This is a genomic window from Ruegeria sp. AL12 (assembly GCF_056540885.1).
The window spans coordinates 450359-466772 of record NZ_JBQFXN010000002.1; the positions used below are offsets into that span (position 1 = coordinate 450359).

General features: G+C 56.7%; 15 protein-coding genes and 1 pseudogene. 10 read left to right on the plus strand and 6 right to left on the minus strand.

Translation table 11 applies throughout. The features are described 5' to 3' along the window. Window positions 1-16: 16 nt before the first annotated feature. Complete coding sequence (locus ACR0C6_RS09920; RefSeq protein WP_171229331.1) at window positions 17-871, plus strand: alpha/beta fold hydrolase; 855 nt, start codon at window positions 17-19, stop codon at window positions 869-871. Between the two features lie 16 nt (window positions 872-887). Next, window positions 888-2351 (plus strand): M81 family metallopeptidase, encoded by a 1464-nt coding sequence (locus tag ACR0C6_RS09925; protein WP_480619070.1) that lies wholly within the window; start codon window positions 888-890, stop codon window positions 2349-2351. A gap of 97 nt (window positions 2352-2448) precedes the next feature. On the opposite strand, the pseudogene ACR0C6_RS09930 reads toward ACR0C6_RS09925, so the two are convergent. From ACR0C6_RS09930 to ACR0C6_RS09940, 3 genes and pseudogenes are all read right to left on the minus strand, one after another. Beyond that, window positions 2449-3132, minus strand: a pseudogene (locus tag ACR0C6_RS09930) (IS6 family transposase). 1148 nt (window positions 3133-4280) lie between these two features. Continuing rightward, a complete protein-coding gene (locus tag ACR0C6_RS09935; RefSeq protein ID WP_480446875.1) occupies window positions 4281-5390 on the minus strand; it encodes a ParB/RepB/Spo0J family partition protein in 1110 nt (369 codons plus the stop codon). Continuing rightward, the gene (locus ACR0C6_RS09940) at window positions 5387-6694 is read right to left on the minus strand and encodes an AAA family ATPase (RefSeq protein ID WP_171118234.1); all 1308 of its coding nucleotides are present in this window, start codon (window positions 6692-6694) and stop codon (window positions 5387-5389) included. Before ACR0C6_RS09940 ends, ACR0C6_RS09935 begins: the two co-directional genes overlap by 4 nt. 696 nt (window positions 6695-7390) lie before the next feature. On the opposite strand from ACR0C6_RS09940, the gene ACR0C6_RS09945 reads away from it, so the two are divergent. The 3 genes from ACR0C6_RS09945 (at window position 7391) to ACR0C6_RS09955 (ending at window position 9728) form a co-directional block, all read left to right on the plus strand. Continuing rightward, window positions 7391-7861: a DnaA N-terminal domain-containing protein gene (locus tag ACR0C6_RS09945; protein ID WP_253283585.1), complete on the plus strand. Its 471-nt coding sequence runs from the start codon at window positions 7391-7393 to the stop codon at window positions 7859-7861. A gap of 40 nt (window positions 7862-7901) precedes the next feature. Continuing rightward, complete coding sequence (locus ACR0C6_RS09950) at window positions 7902-9041, plus strand: aminotransferase class I/II-fold pyridoxal phosphate-dependent enzyme (protein WP_480619072.1); 1140 nt, start codon at window positions 7902-7904, stop codon at window positions 9039-9041. A gap of 78 nt (window positions 9042-9119) precedes the next feature. After that, window positions 9120-9728 carry a helix-turn-helix domain-containing protein gene (locus ACR0C6_RS09955; protein WP_171118228.1) on the plus strand — a complete coding sequence of 203 codons (609 nt, stop codon included), beginning with the start codon at window positions 9120-9122 and terminating at the stop codon, window positions 9726-9728. A 54-nt stretch (window positions 9729-9782) separates the two neighbouring features. On the opposite strand, the gene ACR0C6_RS09960 is transcribed toward ACR0C6_RS09955, so the two are convergent. Then, window positions 9783-10553 carry a transporter substrate-binding domain-containing protein gene (locus tag ACR0C6_RS09960; RefSeq protein WP_170345137.1) on the minus strand — a complete coding sequence of 257 codons (771 nt, stop codon included), beginning with the start codon at window positions 10551-10553 and terminating at the stop codon, window positions 9783-9785. Window positions 10554-10674: 121 nt separating this feature from the next. Here ACR0C6_RS09960 and ACR0C6_RS09965 point away from each other — a divergent pair, with 121 nt between their 5' ends. Genes ACR0C6_RS09965 through ACR0C6_RS09980 form a run of 4 tightly spaced genes read left to right on the plus strand, consistent with a single transcriptional unit; the run spans window position 10675 to window position 13585 of the window. After that, window positions 10675-11415 (plus strand): amino acid ABC transporter ATP-binding protein, encoded by a 741-nt coding sequence (locus ACR0C6_RS09965; protein ID WP_171118224.1) that lies wholly within the window; start codon window positions 10675-10677, stop codon window positions 11413-11415. A 9-nt stretch (window positions 11416-11424) separates the two neighbouring features. Beyond that, window positions 11425-12183 carry an amino acid ABC transporter permease gene (locus ACR0C6_RS09970; RefSeq protein WP_480446878.1) on the plus strand — a complete coding sequence of 253 codons (759 nt, stop codon included), beginning with the start codon at window positions 11425-11427 and terminating at the stop codon, window positions 12181-12183. 11 nt (window positions 12184-12194) lie between these two features. Continuing rightward, a complete protein-coding gene (locus ACR0C6_RS09975; protein ID WP_171118220.1) occupies window positions 12195-12530 on the plus strand; it encodes a carboxymuconolactone decarboxylase family protein in 336 nt (111 codons plus the stop codon). Window positions 12531-12535: 5 nt separating this feature from the next. Then, a complete protein-coding gene (locus tag ACR0C6_RS09980; protein ID WP_480619075.1) occupies window positions 12536-13585 on the plus strand; it encodes an aromatic ring-hydroxylating dioxygenase subunit alpha in 1050 nt (349 codons plus the stop codon). Window positions 13586-13588: 3 nt separating this feature from the next. On the opposite strand, the gene ACR0C6_RS09985 is transcribed toward ACR0C6_RS09980, so the two are convergent. After that, the gene (locus tag ACR0C6_RS09985) at window positions 13589-14692 is read right to left on the minus strand and encodes a hypothetical protein (protein WP_171229340.1); all 1104 of its coding nucleotides are present in this window, start codon (window positions 14690-14692) and stop codon (window positions 13589-13591) included. Between the two features lie 153 nt (window positions 14693-14845). Between ACR0C6_RS09985 and ACR0C6_RS09990 the strand changes: the two genes are divergently transcribed. Next, window positions 14846-15427, plus strand: coding sequence for a carboxymuconolactone decarboxylase family protein (locus ACR0C6_RS09990; RefSeq protein ID WP_480619077.1), 582 nt, complete (start codon window positions 14846-14848; stop codon window positions 15425-15427). Window positions 15428-15478: 51 nt separating this feature from the next. Here ACR0C6_RS09990 and ACR0C6_RS09995 read toward each other — a convergent pair whose 3' ends face one another. Next, window positions 15479-16411: a hydrogen peroxide-inducible genes activator gene (locus ACR0C6_RS09995; RefSeq protein WP_171363267.1), complete on the minus strand. Its 933-nt coding sequence runs from the start codon at window positions 16409-16411 to the stop codon at window positions 15479-15481. Window positions 16412-16414 lie beyond the last annotated feature (3 nt).

Here is a 16414-nt window from a genome sequence, read left to right on the forward strand (position 1 = left end):
CCACAGGAGCCTTCCAATGTCAGTCTTCCCCGAATTTGGTCCAAAATCAGAAACACATCAATTGACCATGGGCGGCGTCACCATGCGAGTCGTCGTTGAAGGCGAAGGGCCTCCGGTCGTGTTCGTCCCCGGCGGAGATCAGACGGCTGAGGCTTATTCCGAACAATTCTCGTGCCTGTCAGATCACTTTAAATGCATCACTTATGATCCACGCGGCGCGGGTGACACCCACTCGCCCCCTCCGCCCTGGTCGATGCAGGATTACGCGGCCGATTGCGCTGCGGTGATTGATGCTTTCGCTGGTGGTCAGGCCACTGTCTGCGGGTTGTCACTGGGCGGGCTGGTCACGCAGCAAACCGCAATCGACTTCCCGGAAAAGGTGCGGCTGGCAATTCCGATGGGCACCTCGGCCTATATCGACGGGTTCACTCGCGACTGGATGCAGGCCGAGATCGACTTGCGCAAGGACGGCATCACTCTGCCTGATTATTTCCTGGCCCCGCACTACGCCGTTTACGCCTTTCCGGCCAAAGCGTTGCACGAGCCTGAGCTTTGGGAGCAGCTCAAAGCATCCTACACCGAGCGTTTTCGTAATCGCGACCCGCAGGCAACAATTGATCAGTGGGAAGCCTGTTTGAAATTCGACTGTCGTGAAGGGTTGAAAACCTGCCCGGTCCCGATGCATGTCATCGCCTTTTCCGAGGATGTTCAAACCGCTCCGGTCATGTGCAAGGTGGTTTCTGATCTTGCGCCGAACGGCGTGTTCCATGAGATTCCTGGCCTGGGTCATGTTTCGATGACCCGCCACAAACCAGAAATCGTAGCGGCAAAACTGCGTGAGATTTTGACCGCCGAATTGGTGCAGCAATAAGCGGCTGAAGGGTCAGATGAGAATTGCTATCGCAGGATTTCAACACGAAACCAATACCTTCGTCGCCACTCCAACGCAACTGAGCGATTTTGAGCAGGCAGACAGCTGGCCGGAATTGCTTTGGGGCCAAGACGTTCTGAAGATAACCCAAGGTATGAACCTGCCCATAGCCGGTTTCGCAAAAACTGCCTTGGCGGATGGGGTCGAATTACAACCCATCCTGTGGTGCGCTGCTGAACCGTGTGGCAAGGTTGCGGATCACGCCTTTGATACTATTGCCGGACGCATCACCAATGCGCTTGCGAACATGACGCAGCTTGATGGGGTCTACCTGGACCTGCATGGGGCCATGGTCACAGAATCTTTGGATGATGGGGAGGGAGAGCTGTTGTCGCGGATCAGACAGGTCATCGGTCCGGACCTGCCGCTTGTTGCAAGCCTCGATATGCATGCCAATATCTCGAGGCAGATGGTGGATCTGTCGGACGCGATGACCATTTTCCGCACTTATCCGCACCTCGACATGGCAGAAACAGGCGCGCGGGCCTTTCGAATGATGCGCGAAATCTGCACAAATGGCCCGCCCGCAAAAGCGTGGCGGCAGGGGGAATATCTGATCCCGCTGCACAGCCAGTATACCGAAGTCGCCCCCGCCAAAACGCTGTACGCCGCGTTGGATGTCTTCGACGGGCCAAACGCGCGCCTGGTTGAACTCGCCGTTGGGTTTACTGCAGCGGATACGGCCGATTGTGGACCATCTGTCCTGGCTTACGGCGAGTCACAATCCGATGCCGATGCAATGGCCGCGCAGATATTCGCAAAGCTGCAAGCGGCGGAAACGCAGTTCGATACGTCTCTGCTTTGTCCGAAAGATGCTGTTGAAACTGCACGGCATGCAAATGGCAAAGGGCCTGTAGTAATCGCTGATGTGCAGGACAATCCGGGGGCTGGAGCGTCGGCCGACACGACAGGGTTGCTACGTGAGTTGATGCAACAAAACGCCCCCTCAGCCATTCTCGGGTTGCTGAACGACCCGCAACTGGCGGCAAAGGCCCACGAATTGGGCGAAGGCGCGGAACTCGAAGCCGAGATTGGTGGTCGAGGTCCCGGCGACGTTCCTTTGGCCTCAAAGGTGCGCGTGCATCACCTAAGCGATGGCCGATGTCGTTATTCGGGCGAAATGTATGGCGGCGGCGTTGCTACGATGGGTCCGTCGGCCGCCTTACAGCTGATTGGAACGCAAATCCATGTCCTAGTCACCAGCATTCGAAATCAATGTCTGGATCTGGCGCAAATACGTTTGTTCAATCTGGAGCCGGCAGACGCTCGGATACTATGTGTCAAAAGCACAACCCACTTCCGCGCCGACTTTGAACCCATCGCGCAAAAAGTCTTGAAATGTGCCGTACGGGGGCAGTTTCCGTGTCAGCTCAAGGATGTCAGGTATACCAAGCTGCGACCGGGCGTGCGCATAATATAAGGGTGCCGAAGCGCCTCAGCGTCGTCTCCGCAACAGTACGAAACGGATCTGTTGCAAAGTGCTTTATTGACCGAAGAGTTGAAACCGAACCCGCGGCTTATGCCGCCAGTTCTGCAAACTGGCGAAACGGGCAAACCCCAGGCGTGAGTTGGCCTTTGCGGATAATATGCGCCACTTCGATCCCGTCCAATGTAGCCGCCGCTGAAGCGAAGGCCTTGAACCCCAACATAGGCGGTGTTCGTCTCTTGATGCAGCTATGGCCCTTTTCCAAGATGTTATTTAGATACTTCCGTCTGACCATCTCGATTGGTATCGGGCAGCCAAAGCCTTTCAGCATCTTGTTTATGGATTTGATGCCAGCCGTGTTAGCTCCGTTTTTGTCGATGACAATCTTTCTCGGGTGGTCGTTGACCTCCAGCAGCTACGCGAAAAATGTGGCGGCGGCGGGTTTGTTTCGACGCTGCGAAAGCATGAAATCAAGTGTCTTTCCGTTCCTGTCGACAGCGCGATAGTGACAGACCTACGCTCCTTTTACCTTGATGCAAGTCTCTTCCATTCTCATGGAACAGTCGCACGGCCCCTTTCGCCTGCACGCGACATCGGCAATTGCACTAGCGTATTTTGTGACCCAACGGTTCAGTGTTGCATGATCCAGATTAACGCCGAATTCCGCCATGATTTCTTCCAGGTCACGGCACGACACACTGTATCGAAGGAAGACGAAATCCGAGTACAAGATGACGTCTTTCGGAAATGCGCCCTTGAAAGAGATCGTCGCGATTGGCTCCTGTCATATTCTAGCCCGCGTTAACAGAACTTCGTTCAAGCTGACAGGTGGAGACAGAGTTTGCGATAAAACCGGCGTCAGCTGAACGGCTTAATGCTGATTGGACTGCCGCACGGCGGGCCCGTTCGCTAGGAAATTCTCTTGCCCAGTCACACATCGAAACCCTGATGGGCGAATTACCGTCGCACTGCAAGATCGTCGCTGCCATTGATGGGTACCCGGCCTCCCTCGCATGGCTGGGGGTGTGGCTGGAGACCATACGATCTGGCTCGGTGCCGAGCGTTTTGGCCAGACGGGAACCATTTGTGATCTCTACAACCATCACGAGATTGACCCGCGGTCGTCACATCCGTGTTCATGCCGCGACTTGAGAGGGTCCGGTTGTCTGAGATCGATCACAGGCCAATTGCGAACTGTGTACGAGGCGCACAACTGGCCTGGCCAGAGTAACTATTGAACTCCATGAAACCACACTCACGGTCGGTTGAATGCCACTCGGGGGAACCAGCCCCCGAGTGCAGAACGTACTGAAAACACTCACTCACGGTTAAACCGCCACCGTATCATCGCGGTCAGGTGGTGGGTCGAAAGCATGTCAAACATAGGGAAGAATGAAGTCGGATTTCTTTATTACACTGTAGAGCAGCAAAGCATTGCCAACCGCTGGTGTTTTCAGGCCGCCTCTCCGCTTGTGCGCATAATTTTGGATTTTTGATCCTTACTTTTCCACAGCACGATTTCACTATAACATTTGATAATTTTTCTTATCATATATAATTGTTCTAGCCGAGATTGTGTGCAGTGAGTAGCCGTCATATCACCTTATGACCCTGTCACATGTTGCATGCCGAAATCTCGAGCAGGTATCGGGCGCCCTTCCGTGATCTAAACGTGCGAACCCGAACAAGACCCCGTGGTTTTAGGCCCCGACAACACTCCGTGAAACTGACCGTTCCTGAACCAACGTCAATGATCGAAGCCACAAGCCCCGTCTCAAGCTGCGGCGGCATCGATCAAGGGACACGATTTCAAGGCAAAAAAATTATGGGCAGTATTCCCTTGCTGAGAACGCCCAGGCATTAGCGACAAGACAAAGGCGCCGGATTCAACCGGCGCCTTTTCTCGGGCCTTCAAACCAAACCTTACCCGTGGGTAAGATCGTCTTCTTCGGGAAGAGCATCGATGAAAGCAGCTATTGCCGCCTCAAGTTTGCTGCGATCAACACGCGTAAAGTCCAAATCATATCTCAACTCAATTCGACCACTGGATGCCGAGCACTTGGCGATCCCTGCCCGTCCTGACACCTGAAACGTGGTCTTTGCACGTCGTGGTTTATCGGCGCTTTCAACCGGAGTCTTCTTCGCCACGCTTGTTTCCGGCGCGCCCAGAAATGACCTGAGGATAGCAACCTCACGCGCTCCGTCACGGTCCGGCTCGCTCATGACCGCGGCACTCACCTGGCGCACCAAACCGGGCGTTGCATCCAGCTTGCGCTTCAGCTCTACGCCTACGTTGCGCGGAATGTCGTTCGGATGTTTCAGAACCTTGTCCAACATCATCAGCAAACTGGCAAATGACCTAATGTAACTCCGCTTTGTGTAACTGGCGGATTTGAACAGAGTGGAAACCGCCTTGTCTACATCCGGGCAATCATTTGCCGGGTCTTCGGCATACGCGCGCGCCAGAGCCCCCATTTCCGCAAACGAGATATCCTTGCGGATCAGGTTCTCATCAACCATGCGCCGGTAGCTGCTGTCGAGATCGCCCGCCTCTGAAATACCCGCTGGAATTCTGGCATAAGACTCATCGCCCGTTTCCTCATACAAGGCCCGATAGGCAGACAGGCGCCGCATCCCCTGGATCAGTTCAAATCGTCCGTCTGAGCGACGCTCAAGTCGAATGGGGTTGGACAATCCGATTTCCTGAATTGACGCTTTTAGCTCGTCCAGTTCCGGATCCGGCCCTGGTTTGCGATCCCGCGTCAGCTTTTCAAACAGAATGTCAGCCAATGCTACGCGTTCGGTCACCAGACCTTCGGACCGCAGGCGCACGAGTTCATGCGCAAGACGATCGTTTTCTGCGCGAATGGTTTCTTCCGTCGATTGCTGGTCGCGCAGCGCATCGGCATTTTCCGAAATGGCCGCAGCCATCGGGCCCCGCCGCTTTTCAAGAACCTTGTCCGGAACCTTGCCGACAGGAATGTCATCCATTGCGGGCAGGTCGATATCAAACATTCTGCGCTTGCGGCTCATGCGTCATCCTCCAGCTTGTCCCAGGCAGACAGCATCACACCTCGGAATTCCTCGTAAACATTGTCGAACGTCGAACGGGCCCGACGCCAGGTTTCGCGGGTCATTTCGCGATAATCCATTTCGTACACCGAGCTCAGAAAGCGGCCGGATTGCTCGACCGCGCGGGTCATTTCAACAGGGTGCTGGGCGACGTGGTCTCCGAAGACTTTCTGGAACGCGTCGAACATCGCCAGATGCAACGCGTTTCCGGGCTCGTACCTTGTAAGCAGGAACCGCAGTTCGCAGAAGGTTTTGGGAAGACCGATCTTACCCGTGGGTAAGGTTTTGTCGAACCCGTAGGCCAGGTCCTCCAAAGCTTCTGCCAGCTGACCGATAAAAGACGTGGTCGAGTCATATTCCCAGTACCCGGGGCCAGACGGAATGTACAACATGTCCGCCGCGAACACCGCGTTCATGGACTGATACCCAATGGCCGGCGGGCAATCGAACAGGATCAGGTCATAGGCGTCGTCAGGGATTTGATCCAGATACCGGGACACTGCGGCAAAGAAAGACCATTCAGGGTTCAGGTGGCGATACTGTGCCGAGGCAAATTCGACGAAGGCCGCGTTCGCACAGGATGGGATCGCATCGATGGTGGACCAGGACGTCCGCCTGATGAAATCGCTGATCCGCAGATCTCCAAGCCCCATATCCGTGATCGCCGGGGGCAGTTCCCGGCGGGGCAGGGCGGTGCCGGACTCGGCCGCGGCGGGCCGGTTGTTCATGCGCTCGGTCTCGCGGATCAGGTCACGCGCCATGATCCCCCAGACAGTGTAATCCTCGGCGACATCGGTCAGGCCCATTGAATGGCTCAGCGTGGCCTGCGGGTCGAAGTCAACGACAAGAACACGGTACCCATCAAGCGCGGCAGCATGCGCAAGATGCAACGCCACCGTTGACTTGCCCGCCCCGCCCTTGAAGTTCGCTACGGCCGCGCGAATGGCCCGCTTGCCCTCGGGACGCGGTGGCATGAGGGATTTACGATTCACCTTGAGCCGCCGCCGCAACTCATTCACCTCCTCCAGGCTGAACCAGCGCTGCCGCCCCTCGGGCTCAACCTCGCCTCCGGGCAGAGACGGATCAGCGGCCAGCTTTCCGCGAAAGGTTGACTGGTTGACCCGGAAGATCAGCTCGGACACTTCCCAGCTCGAAAACCGGCGGAGTGTCTTCTCCATCTCGGGGCTAAAGGTCTGCTGACGAATCCACCCCTGGAGTTTGAGAGATTGATTGCGCAATGCATTCAGGTCTTCGTGCGTGTACATGCCTCATGTCTCTTTGTTTGGAACGTAAATTTCTGCTCGTTTCCTATTTACGCCCGATTTGCGCTTTACGCAAAAGAAAATATGATGAAACTCAAATCTTACCCACGGGTAAGAAAACAAGGCCCTGCAAGGGCATCGCCGATTCGGCAGCGCAGAAGTTGAAGGGTGATGATTCGCAACACGCCCTCAACCGTATTTAGGGGGGCATTCTTACTGGACCGGCGATATATGGGGGGACATAACAAGCCAATAAGGGGTCATCCTGAACGTCCCCCTTCACCAATACTTCACCAGATTTCTTTTATTTTTTGATCTGGATTGGCGCAATTTTCTGACCTGTTTCAGACTCTTCTTGACAGAATCGAAGCTTTGGACGCTAATTAGGCCACGATGACGAAAAGCGTTGGCAAACAGCGCTAGATCGGCGGGACACACCCGTCTGAGGCAGATAGAGCGGTGAGAACGGGTATGCAGCTGGCTAAACCGGTCGGGCGAAATGCGGCGGCCTTGAAATATGATATACTTTCTGCGCTCACCATATATGCGTTGTCAGGCGACAAGCATCGGCAACGCAGCGTACTGCGTGTCATCTCATTGATTACGACACGATATAACTGGCGAAACAACGAATTATCGATTGGACGCGAAGAAATTTCGCGCCTTTGGTCAGTGAACGAAAGGACTGTAAAGCGCGAAATGGCCAGATTTCGCGCATTAGGTTGGGTAACGGTCAAACGGCCTGCTGCACGGGGCCGGGTCGCGGTCTATGAAATCGACCTCAAACAGATCATGATCGATACGCAGGAGGTCTGGCCGATCATAGGCTCCGATTTCCAGGCCCGGATGAGCGAGGATTCCGAGCCCGTTACAAATGTCGTGCCTTTCGCAGCAAAATCCCCGGGGCCTGAAATCAACACCCCCGAAGCCAAGCCCGAGGATGTCTGGTCGCAGGTGCAGTCAATCCTTCACGGGCGCGATCCCGAGCTGTGGGCGAGTTGGTTCCAGCATCTGTCCGAGTCGGAAAGGGCAGGGGGGCGCGTCATTCTGGTTGCACCCTCGCGGTTCATGGCGGATTACATTGCACAGAAATGGACGGCACGATTGCTGGCCGCCTACAGCCGCGTCGATCCCAGTATCAGAACGGTTCATGTAAACGCAGCCGATTGAGGCTGTCAGGTGCGCAGCACGCCCGAGCAAAGGATGCATCATGATCAACCGAAATTTTCAACCATTTCGGGTCGAACAGTTCCTGTCCGAAACGGAACACGGGGTGGCCTTCAATTTCTCGGAAAGCGGCGTTCATCCCATGTCGCTGCAGGGATTGGTAGAGCTGGCCGGGATTGATCTCGACGCTCTGCTGACAACGATGATCGACTATCCGCAAGTCAATGGAAAGCAATCCCTGCGCAACACCATCGCAGGCTTGTATCCAGGGGCCTCGGCAGATGGGGTATTGGTCACGGTCGGGGCAACCGAAGCGAACACGCTGGTGGCCAACACCTTGTTGGAGCCCGGCGACAATGTTGTGTGTTTCCGACCGACCTATGAACAGATTTCAGGAAACGCCGCCAATCTGGGCAACGAAGTGCGTTGGGTCGATCTGATCGAATCCGCAGGGTGGGGCATAGACGCAGAGGCGCTGGAGAGGGCGGTCGATGACAGAACCCGCATCATCCATGTGGTGAACCCGAACAATCCAACGGGCCGTATTCTGACCGAAGAGGATCGCGCCCGTATCGTATCGGCTGCCGAGCGCGTTGGTGCCTGGATCGTTTCAGACGAGGTTTATGCCGGAACCGAGCGCGAAGGTGACACCGAAACGCCTTCGTTCTGGGGAAGTACGGACAAGGTTCTTGTGGTGAACTCCATGTCCAAGGCTTATGGGCTTCCGGGGCTGAGGCTGGGATGGCTGGTTGGGCCCGAAGACATCATTCAGCACTGCTGGCGGCGGCACGAATATGCCTCGATCGCGGCATCCATGTTGTCGATGGAACTGGCGGACAAGGCGCTTGCCGAACCGGCACGGTCCAAGTTGAAGGCCCGCGCGCGCCGTCTGATCCGCACGGGGTTTGACGTTCTGACGGAAGAACTGGCGCGGCATCAGGGGGTGTTTTCCGTTGTACCACCTCAGGCGTCGGCCATGTCGTTCGTGCGGTTCAATCTACCGATCGCATCCGAGGCGTTCAGCATGCGCCTGTTGCGCGAAAAAGACGTGCTGGTCATTCCGGGGTCGCGGTTCGGGGTCGAGAACCATTTTCGGTTCAGCTCGGCCCTGCCCGAAGATCATCTGCGCAACGGGTTGGCAAAGTTGAATGATCTTACAGGAGACATCCTGAACGGACGCTGAGAGTTTGCCGCCGAACTGGTGCCAATGGTCCGGTGACATTTCTTTTGCCTTTTTCATACGTGTCGATAGGCTTCGCAAATGGAAGATTCACCTGTGCTTTCCGCCGAAAAACCGCCGCTGGATCACCTTGTCGGGTCCGCGGTGAAAACGCATCGCGCGCTGGCCGGGTTGACTCTGGCCGAATTGTCTCAGCGGTCCGGCGTGTCCACGGCGATGATTTCCAAGATCGAGCGCGGTCAGGTGTCAGCCTCACTGGCGACGCTTGAGGCCCTGGCCGGCGGAATCGGCGTTCCGTTGATCAACTTCTTCGCCGGTACGGTCGAACGCACGGATGTGTCATTTGTGGCTGCGGGCGAAGGTGTAACCGTGCAACGGTTGGGCACCGGTTTCGGGCACAGTTACAAGCTGATCGGTCGGGCGGAAGCGAAACATGTCAGTTTCGAGAGTTTCAGCGTTACATTGGAAGGTCCGTTGGACGAACGCCCGCTTTACCAACATCAGGGTGTCGAATTCATCCACGTCACCGCCGGCGAGATGGTCTATGGCTGCGGTGAAGCCGCCTATCACATGCGGCCGGGCGACAGCCTGAGTTTTGATTCAAACGCCACTCATGGGCCGTTGGAGTTGAAAACTGACACGGTCAGCTTTGTCACCGTGGTTGCCAAGGCCGTGTCGGGCGACAATTGAAAAACGCCCGGCGACCGGGCCGGGCGTTTGGGAATTTCAGTGATCCGAGAAAAGTCAGAGACCCCATTTCTTGCGATTTTCCTCGAAGAACCCTTGCGCCTTTTTGACTTCGATCCAGTTGTTTACATAGTTGATCCACACCTGATCGGCCTGTGGCAAGATCATCGCGATGGGTGACGGCGAACGCGGGCCTGCGTTCTTCACGCGTACCACCGGAAATTTCGCCTCGAGGGTCGAGCCTTCGATGTTCGACGTAATGAAGACATCCGCGCGTCCTGCGATTACTTCCTGAAAACCGCGGGCCGGAGCCTCGACCACCTTGATATCTGCGTTCGGGAACCATTCGCGGACACGCTTTTCGAATGTTGTGCCCAGGGTGGTCGCGACTTTTACTCCGGGCTGGTTGATCGAGTCATAACCGTCAAACTTGTCGGCCTTGTCCTTGGTCGTATAGGGGAAGAGTTCCACCGAAATATAGCTGTCGGAAAAACCTGCGACCTTCATGCGTGGCGGCGAAATCGATGCCGATCCGGTCAGGTGATACTTGCCTGCCACCACACCGTTGACCAGTGTTTTCCAGTCGGTGGGGACATATTCGACCTCGACCCCCAGATCGGCGGCCAGCTCGTTCATGATGTCGATGTCGTACCCTTTGTAGCTGTTGGTTGCAGGGTCGCGGAGCGACATGGGATTCCAATCGCCCGTGGTGCCCACCTTGAGCACGCCGGAATCCAGCACCTCGTTCAGTGCAGATTGCGCCTGCGCAGCGCCTGACAAGACAAGTCCAAGCGCAGCGGCTGCCGCAGCTTTCCAAAAAGTGTTCATCGGTTTCTCCCGTTGGTGGCGTTTCGACCTTGTGGCCGTATTCTTCATTGATTTAAGCCCAAAGGGAAAGATAACCTCAAGAAAATATTATACTGGGACTAAAACAGGGGCAGTTCATCTTATGCCAGACGCCGCAATCGAACTTGTGGGCGTGAACAAGTGGTTCGACACGTTTCACGTTCTCAAGGACATCAATCTGACGGTCAACAGCGGCGAAAAGGTGGTGATTTGCGGGCCTTCCGGGTCAGGAAAATCCACCGTTGTGCGATGTATCAACCAGTTGGAAAAACATCAGAAAGGCACCATCCGCGTAGATGGGATCGAGTTGACGGATGACGAGAAATCCGTGGCCAGAATCCGGTCCGAGGTTGGAATGGTGTTCCAGCAGTTCAACCTGTTCCCGCATCTGACCGTATTGGAAAACCTGACTTTGGGCCCGATCAAGGCGCGCGGTCTCGGCCGCAAAGAGGCAGAGGAAAAAGCGCGCCACTATCTGGACCGGGTGCACATTCCAGATCAGGCCGACAAAAAGCCCATTCATTTGTCGGGTGGTCAGCAGCAACGCGTCGCCATCGCCCGGTCGCTGTGCATGGAGCCACGTGTGCTGCTGTTTGACGAGCCGACTTCGGCACTGGACCCCGAGATGATCTCGGAAGTGTTGGACGTGATGGTCGAGTTGGCCAATGAGGGGATGACCATGGTGGTTGTCACGCATGAGATGGGGTTTGCCCGAAAGGTGGCCGACAAGATGATCTTCATGGATGCCGGTGAAATCGTCGAAGAAGGCAAGCCCGAACATTTCTTCACCAATCCTCAGTCCGATCGGTGTCGCAAATTCCTGTCCCAGATCCTGCAACACTGAGAGGGGCCGATGAAAAAACTTCTTCTCATTTTGCCTCTGCTTCTTCTGGCAGGCTGTTCGTCGTCGCAGACCTGGGGCTGGTACGTTATCGATCCGACGACGGCCTCGGGTTGGACCAATGTGAAATTCCTGATCTCGGGGATGGGCGCGACGATCCAGATTTCCCTGATCGCCGCCGTTCTGTCGATCGTCATCGGATTGCTGGTCGCCCTGCCGGGATTGTCCGAAAAACGTGGTTGGCGGGTTGTGAACCGGGTTTACGTGGAGTTCATCCGCGCCATTCCCCTGTTGCCGATGCTGTTCTGGGTGTTTTACGGCTTGCCCATCATGTTTCAGTCGATGGGTCTGAACATCCCCATCGATCCCTTCTGGGGGGCGATCATAACGTTGGCGATTTCAGACAGCGCCTTTACGGCCGAGATCTATCGCGCAGGCATTCAATCCATTGCGCGTGGACAGCGCGAGGCAGCGCAGACCATCGGGCTGAACTATGTGCAGACCATGCGCTATGTGATCCTGCCGCAGGCGATCCGGCGCATTCTGCCGCCTTTGGCAAACCAGTTCATCTACATCGTCAAGATGAGCGCCTTTGCCAGCGTCATCGGGATGCAGGAACTGACCCGCCGGGCGAATGAACTGGTGGTGACGGAATACCGCCCGCTGGAAATCTACACCCTGCTGATTTTCGAATACCTGATCCTGGTTTTGATCATCTCAGCCGGGGTGCGCTGGCTGGAGCGTCGCATGGGCGCGGACGAGCGCGGATAAGGAGTGAAGAAATGAACTGGAAAGATTTCATGGCTGAGACCGAGGCCAATATCGGAACCTTCTCGAAAGAAGTGCCGGAAACCGTGCGCGGCTTTGGCATCATGGGCAAGGCGGCCAAGACTGACGGGGCGCTGAGCGAGAAAACCAAGGAGTTCATGGCGCTCGGCATTGCGATCGCGACCCGCTGCGACAGCTGCATCGGATTCCACGTGCGTTCGCTGGTTCGGCTGGGCGCAACCCGCGCTCAGATGTGCGAGGCATTGGCCATGGCCACCTATATGGGCGGCGGGCCGTCCTATGCCTACAGCGCCAAGGCGCTCAGGGCTTTTGACGAGTTTTCGGAGTAAGAAACATGCGTCCTGATCTGGCCGGAGCAGAGGGGTTTATTCGCAACAGCTGGTACGTCGCCGGACGGTCCGAGGATTTTGGCCGCAGCCTGAGTGCCGTGCGAATGTTGGGCGATGATATCGTAATCTATCGTGACACAGCGGGCAAAGCAATCGCGTTGGAGGACGCTTGCCCGCATAGAAAGCTGCCGCTGTCTCGGGGCACCATCGAAGGGGATCATGTGGTTTGCGGCTATCACGGTCTGACATTCGGCTGCGGCGGTGAATGTGTCAGCGCCCCGACACAGCTGGACAATCCTCCGCGCCGCGCCGCCGTGCATGCATACCCGGCCGAAGACCGCTGGGGGTTTCTTTGGTTGTGGATGGGGGACCCGGACAAAGCCAGCACAGACGATATCATCGACATCCCCAATTTCGACAACCCGTCCTGGGGCAAGACCCGGACCGGGGCGATGGAGATGGCGTGCCATTACCTTTACATTATCGACAACCTGCTGGATCCAAGCCATGTGGCCTGGGTGCATCTGACCTCGTTTGCCGGGGCGGGAACCGACAACCGCCCGCTGGATCTTGAAGAAACCGAAAGCGGCGTCATTGTTTCGCGCTGGATCGCGGATGAACCCGCGCCGCCCTACTATGCGCCGATACTGCCGTTTGGGCCAAGCTGCGACCGCAAGCAGCATTACGAATGCCGTCTGCCGTCCACTGCGATCAACATGTCCATTTACACTCCGGCCGGAGAAGGAGGGGCGGATCGGCCGATTTCGCCCAATGCCTTTGTCAATATTTCGTACAACTTCATCACACCGGTCGATGCGGAAACATCGCGGTATTTCTGGTTCCAGCACCGCAACATGCACGCGGATGACACGGCCATGTCGCAGCGCATGTTCGAAGGCGCGGTCATGGCCTTCAACGAGGACAAAGAGGTTCTGGAACACGTTCAAACCGGCATGGCGCGGCGCAAGACCGGCTATATCAACCTCGGGCTGGACGCAGGCGCGATGCGGTTCCGCGCACGGGTTGCAAAGCTGATCGCGCAGCAGGCCGGCTGATCATCAGGCCGACAAGCGCCCGTTCGCGCCCTGGCCCACGTGTCGGGCCGGGGCGTCGAACACCGCTTTGATGCAGGGATACCGGTCGAGAATTTCAGCCCCACCGGGCAACAGATCGGCCCGGAGAACACCGGCATCCCAGATCGAAACACCATCCACGCGGATCGTCGGGTCCAGCACGTTCAGTGAAATCTCACCCGGCGCATAATGCCCGCATGTGTGAAAGTGCAGCAGGCGTGGATTGCCAAAGGCGGACCCGCTCCAACGTTCAAAATTGCTTCGCGCCGGGGTCGTGTAGGCGCAGCCCGGGTGGATGCCTGCGTGCCAGGAGTGCATGGTCAGGGGGTCAAGGCCGAACATCCTGCCGACTTTTTCGTAATGCATCTGCGCGCAATGCACATCCATGGGATGGCCCTCAAAGCCGGTCAGGCGGTTGTTTTCGAACCGTATGGTCAGCGGTTCGCGCAGATCACAGCCGTATGGTTCGTAGAATTTCGAACCGGTGCCGACCAGAAACCCGTCCTGAACCAGCGCTCCGGAAAACCCTTGCGCGGGAACCGGGGCAAAAACCGACATCGGAAAACGCGCCACGCTGACATCCGCGGCACCTGCTGGGGGGAAGGCGGCGCCGGGGCCCGCGAAGTCGGTGCCCAGTGGGCAGGTTACGTGGATGTGCCCGGCATTGGCCAGCAGCCGGTTAACCGCGTTTTTCAATTCAACGAACCCGGTGTAGTTGGCGCGCCCGAAACCCGAGGCCAGCATTCCGGCGTCCAGCGCATATGACATGATGGGCCGAACGTCCCTCATTCCTGCGTCGAAACGAATCTGATCGCCGGAGCGGGACAGAAACAAGGTGCGATCCGCCGCTTCCATCGCCGTTTTCAGATCCGCTGGCAGCGATGAACCCATGGGATCGAATGCGAGGGTTCGAACTGCGGTCTTGATCCGGTTCTGTCGCGCGCAGTCCAAGATAGCCTCGGTGATCTCGGCATCGTAATACCCGTTGGCCGCATCTTCGCAGACCACAAGCAACTGGTCGCCCGCCGTCAGGCCGCCGCATCTGAACAACAGGTTTTCGGCACCTGCCATAAGATCTGGACTGTGCATTCGCGTTGATCCTCAACAAATTCCCCGCGCTGGTATTTTACATCTTTCACGTTTCCGTGATCCAGAAAAAATTTCACCTTAAGAAAAAAATTAACTGACATGCCTGTGGGCTTTGTACATAAGCTGAGCCCGAACAAGACAGGAGACACAGCAATGAGCGCTTGGATCGAGATGATCTCGGACGACAAGGCCAAGGGCCGCCTGAAAGAGCTGCTGGACAAGGCCCGCACCCCTCATGGCACCGTGGATACGGTCATGCGTGTGCATTCATTGCGGCCCGAAACGATGAACGGGCATGTGACGCTGTACCGTTCGGTCCTGCATTCCGATGACAACCAGTTGCCATTCTGGTTCCTCGAAGTTGTCGCCAGCTATACTTCGATCCTGAACGATTGCACCTATTCACTGACCCATCACTTCATGAACGTGCGCAACCTGCTTAAGGATCAGCCGCGCAGTGACCGGATTTTCGTCGCGCTCAAGGCGCATCGGCCCGAGGATGAATTCGAGGGCAAGGAACTGGCGCTGCTGCGCTATGCCGCCAAGCTGACGACGGATGTTGGCAAAATGGTCAAGTCCGACTTCGAAGCGCTCAAGATTGCTGGCTGTGAGGATGGCGAGATCCTGGAGGTCAATCAGGTCTGCGCCTATTTCAATTATTCAAATCGGTTGCTGAACGGGTTGGGTGCAACGACCGAGAATGATGTGATCGGCTATTACAAGGGTGACGACTGACGGGTTGCGCCGGGTCTGGACCCCGTGCCGAGGAACATCGTTTCGGGCGGGTCAGCCTGTTGTTGCGGGCTGTGACGGTTTCACGCCCCACGTGTTTTCCTCGGCTGTTTTGCGGATGATCGCGCCGATCTTCAACAGGTTTTCGCTGAGCGGGTTGGTCTTTCGCCAGATCAGACCAATCGTCCGTGTCGGCGGCGTGTCCTGAAACCGGGCAATGGACACATCCGCGGATCGGGTTTCCAGCCCGACCGCCATTTCCGGTATCAGGGTCACACCGATGCCGGCGCCGACCATCTGAACCAGTGTGGAAAGCGAACTGCCCTCCATGATGTGCTGCGGTTCGATGTTGCGGATCGAACAGAAGGACAGGGCCTGATCCCTGAAGCAATGCCCCTCTTCCAGCAACAGCAGGCGCATGGTTCTCAGCTGCGAGGAACTTGGCATCGGCAGGTTGGCATCCTGCGCCGGGCGAACCAGCAGAAAATCTTCGTTGAACAGCGAGAACTCTCGGAGGTTGGGTTCCGAGACGGGCAGGGCAACGACACCGAAATCCAGTTTCGAATCCAGTATTTCACCGATCAACGTCTTGGTTATCGTTTCCTTGGGTTCGATGGTCAGTTGTGGGAAACGCTGCGACAGAGCTTTGATGATCGAGGGCAGCAGATAGGGTGCGACCGTGGGAATGACCCCGATTCTGATGCGGCCGGACAAGGGGCCCGAGGGAGATTGCACCAATTTCCCCAAATCCTCGACCCGGGTCAGGATTTCGCGGCCATGTTTCAGCACGTCTTCGCCAAGTGCAGTCAGGCGGGTTTGCCGGGCCGCGCGTTCGACCAGCGGCCCACCCATAATTGCCTCCAGCTCTTTGATTTGTATGGAAAGCGCAGGCTGCGATATCGCACTGGCCGCGGCGGCCTTGCCAAAGTGGCCGTGCGTGGCGAGCGCCTCGAAATAGCGCAGGTGTTTGAGGGTGAGTGCTTTCATATG

Excerpts from the sequence above, each read along its gene's own strand:
- ACR0C6_RS09980 (WP_480619075.1), top strand. The coding sequence starts at position 12,536 with ATGCGTCCTGATCTGGCCGGAGCAGAGGGGTTTATTCGCAACAGCTGG.
- ACR0C6_RS09965 (WP_171118224.1), top strand. The coding sequence starts at position 10,675 with ATGCCAGACGCCGCAATCGAACTTGTGGGCGTGAACAAGTGGTTCGAC.
- ACR0C6_RS09970 (WP_480446878.1), top strand. The coding sequence starts at position 11,425 with ATGAAAAAACTTCTTCTCATTTTGCCTCTGCTTCTTCTGGCAGGCTGT.
- ACR0C6_RS09925 (WP_480619070.1), top strand. The coding sequence starts at position 888 with ATGAGAATTGCTATCGCAGGATTTCAACACGAAACCAATACCTTCGTC.
- ACR0C6_RS09950 (WP_480619072.1), top strand. The coding sequence starts at position 7,902 with ATGATCAACCGAAATTTTCAACCATTTCGGGTCGAACAGTTCCTGTCC.
- ACR0C6_RS09995 (WP_171363267.1), bottom strand. The coding sequence starts at position 16,411 with ATGAAAGCACTCACCCTCAAACACCTGCGCTATTTCGAGGCGCTCGCC.
- ACR0C6_RS09940 (WP_171118234.1), bottom strand. The coding sequence starts at position 6,694 with ATGTACACGCACGAAGACCTGAATGCATTGCGCAATCAATCTCTCAAA.
- ACR0C6_RS09920 (WP_171229331.1), top strand. The coding sequence starts at position 17 with ATGTCAGTCTTCCCCGAATTTGGTCCAAAATCAGAAACACATCAATTG.
- ACR0C6_RS09935 (WP_480446875.1), bottom strand. The coding sequence starts at position 5,390 with ATGAGCCGCAAGCGCAGAATGTTTGATATCGACCTGCCCGCAATGGAT.
- ACR0C6_RS09945 (WP_253283585.1), top strand. The coding sequence starts at position 7,391 with ATGGCCAGATTTCGCGCATTAGGTTGGGTAACGGTCAAACGGCCTGCT.
- ACR0C6_RS09955 (WP_171118228.1), top strand. The coding sequence starts at position 9,120 with ATGGAAGATTCACCTGTGCTTTCCGCCGAAAAACCGCCGCTGGATCAC.
- ACR0C6_RS09975 (WP_171118220.1), top strand. The coding sequence starts at position 12,195 with ATGAACTGGAAAGATTTCATGGCTGAGACCGAGGCCAATATCGGAACC.
- ACR0C6_RS09985 (WP_171229340.1), bottom strand. The coding sequence starts at position 14,692 with ATGCACAGTCCAGATCTTATGGCAGGTGCCGAAAACCTGTTGTTCAGA.
- ACR0C6_RS09960 (WP_170345137.1), bottom strand. The coding sequence starts at position 10,553 with ATGAACACTTTTTGGAAAGCTGCGGCAGCCGCTGCGCTTGGACTTGTC.
- ACR0C6_RS09990 (WP_480619077.1), top strand. The coding sequence starts at position 14,846 with ATGAGCGCTTGGATCGAGATGATCTCGGACGACAAGGCCAAGGGCCGC.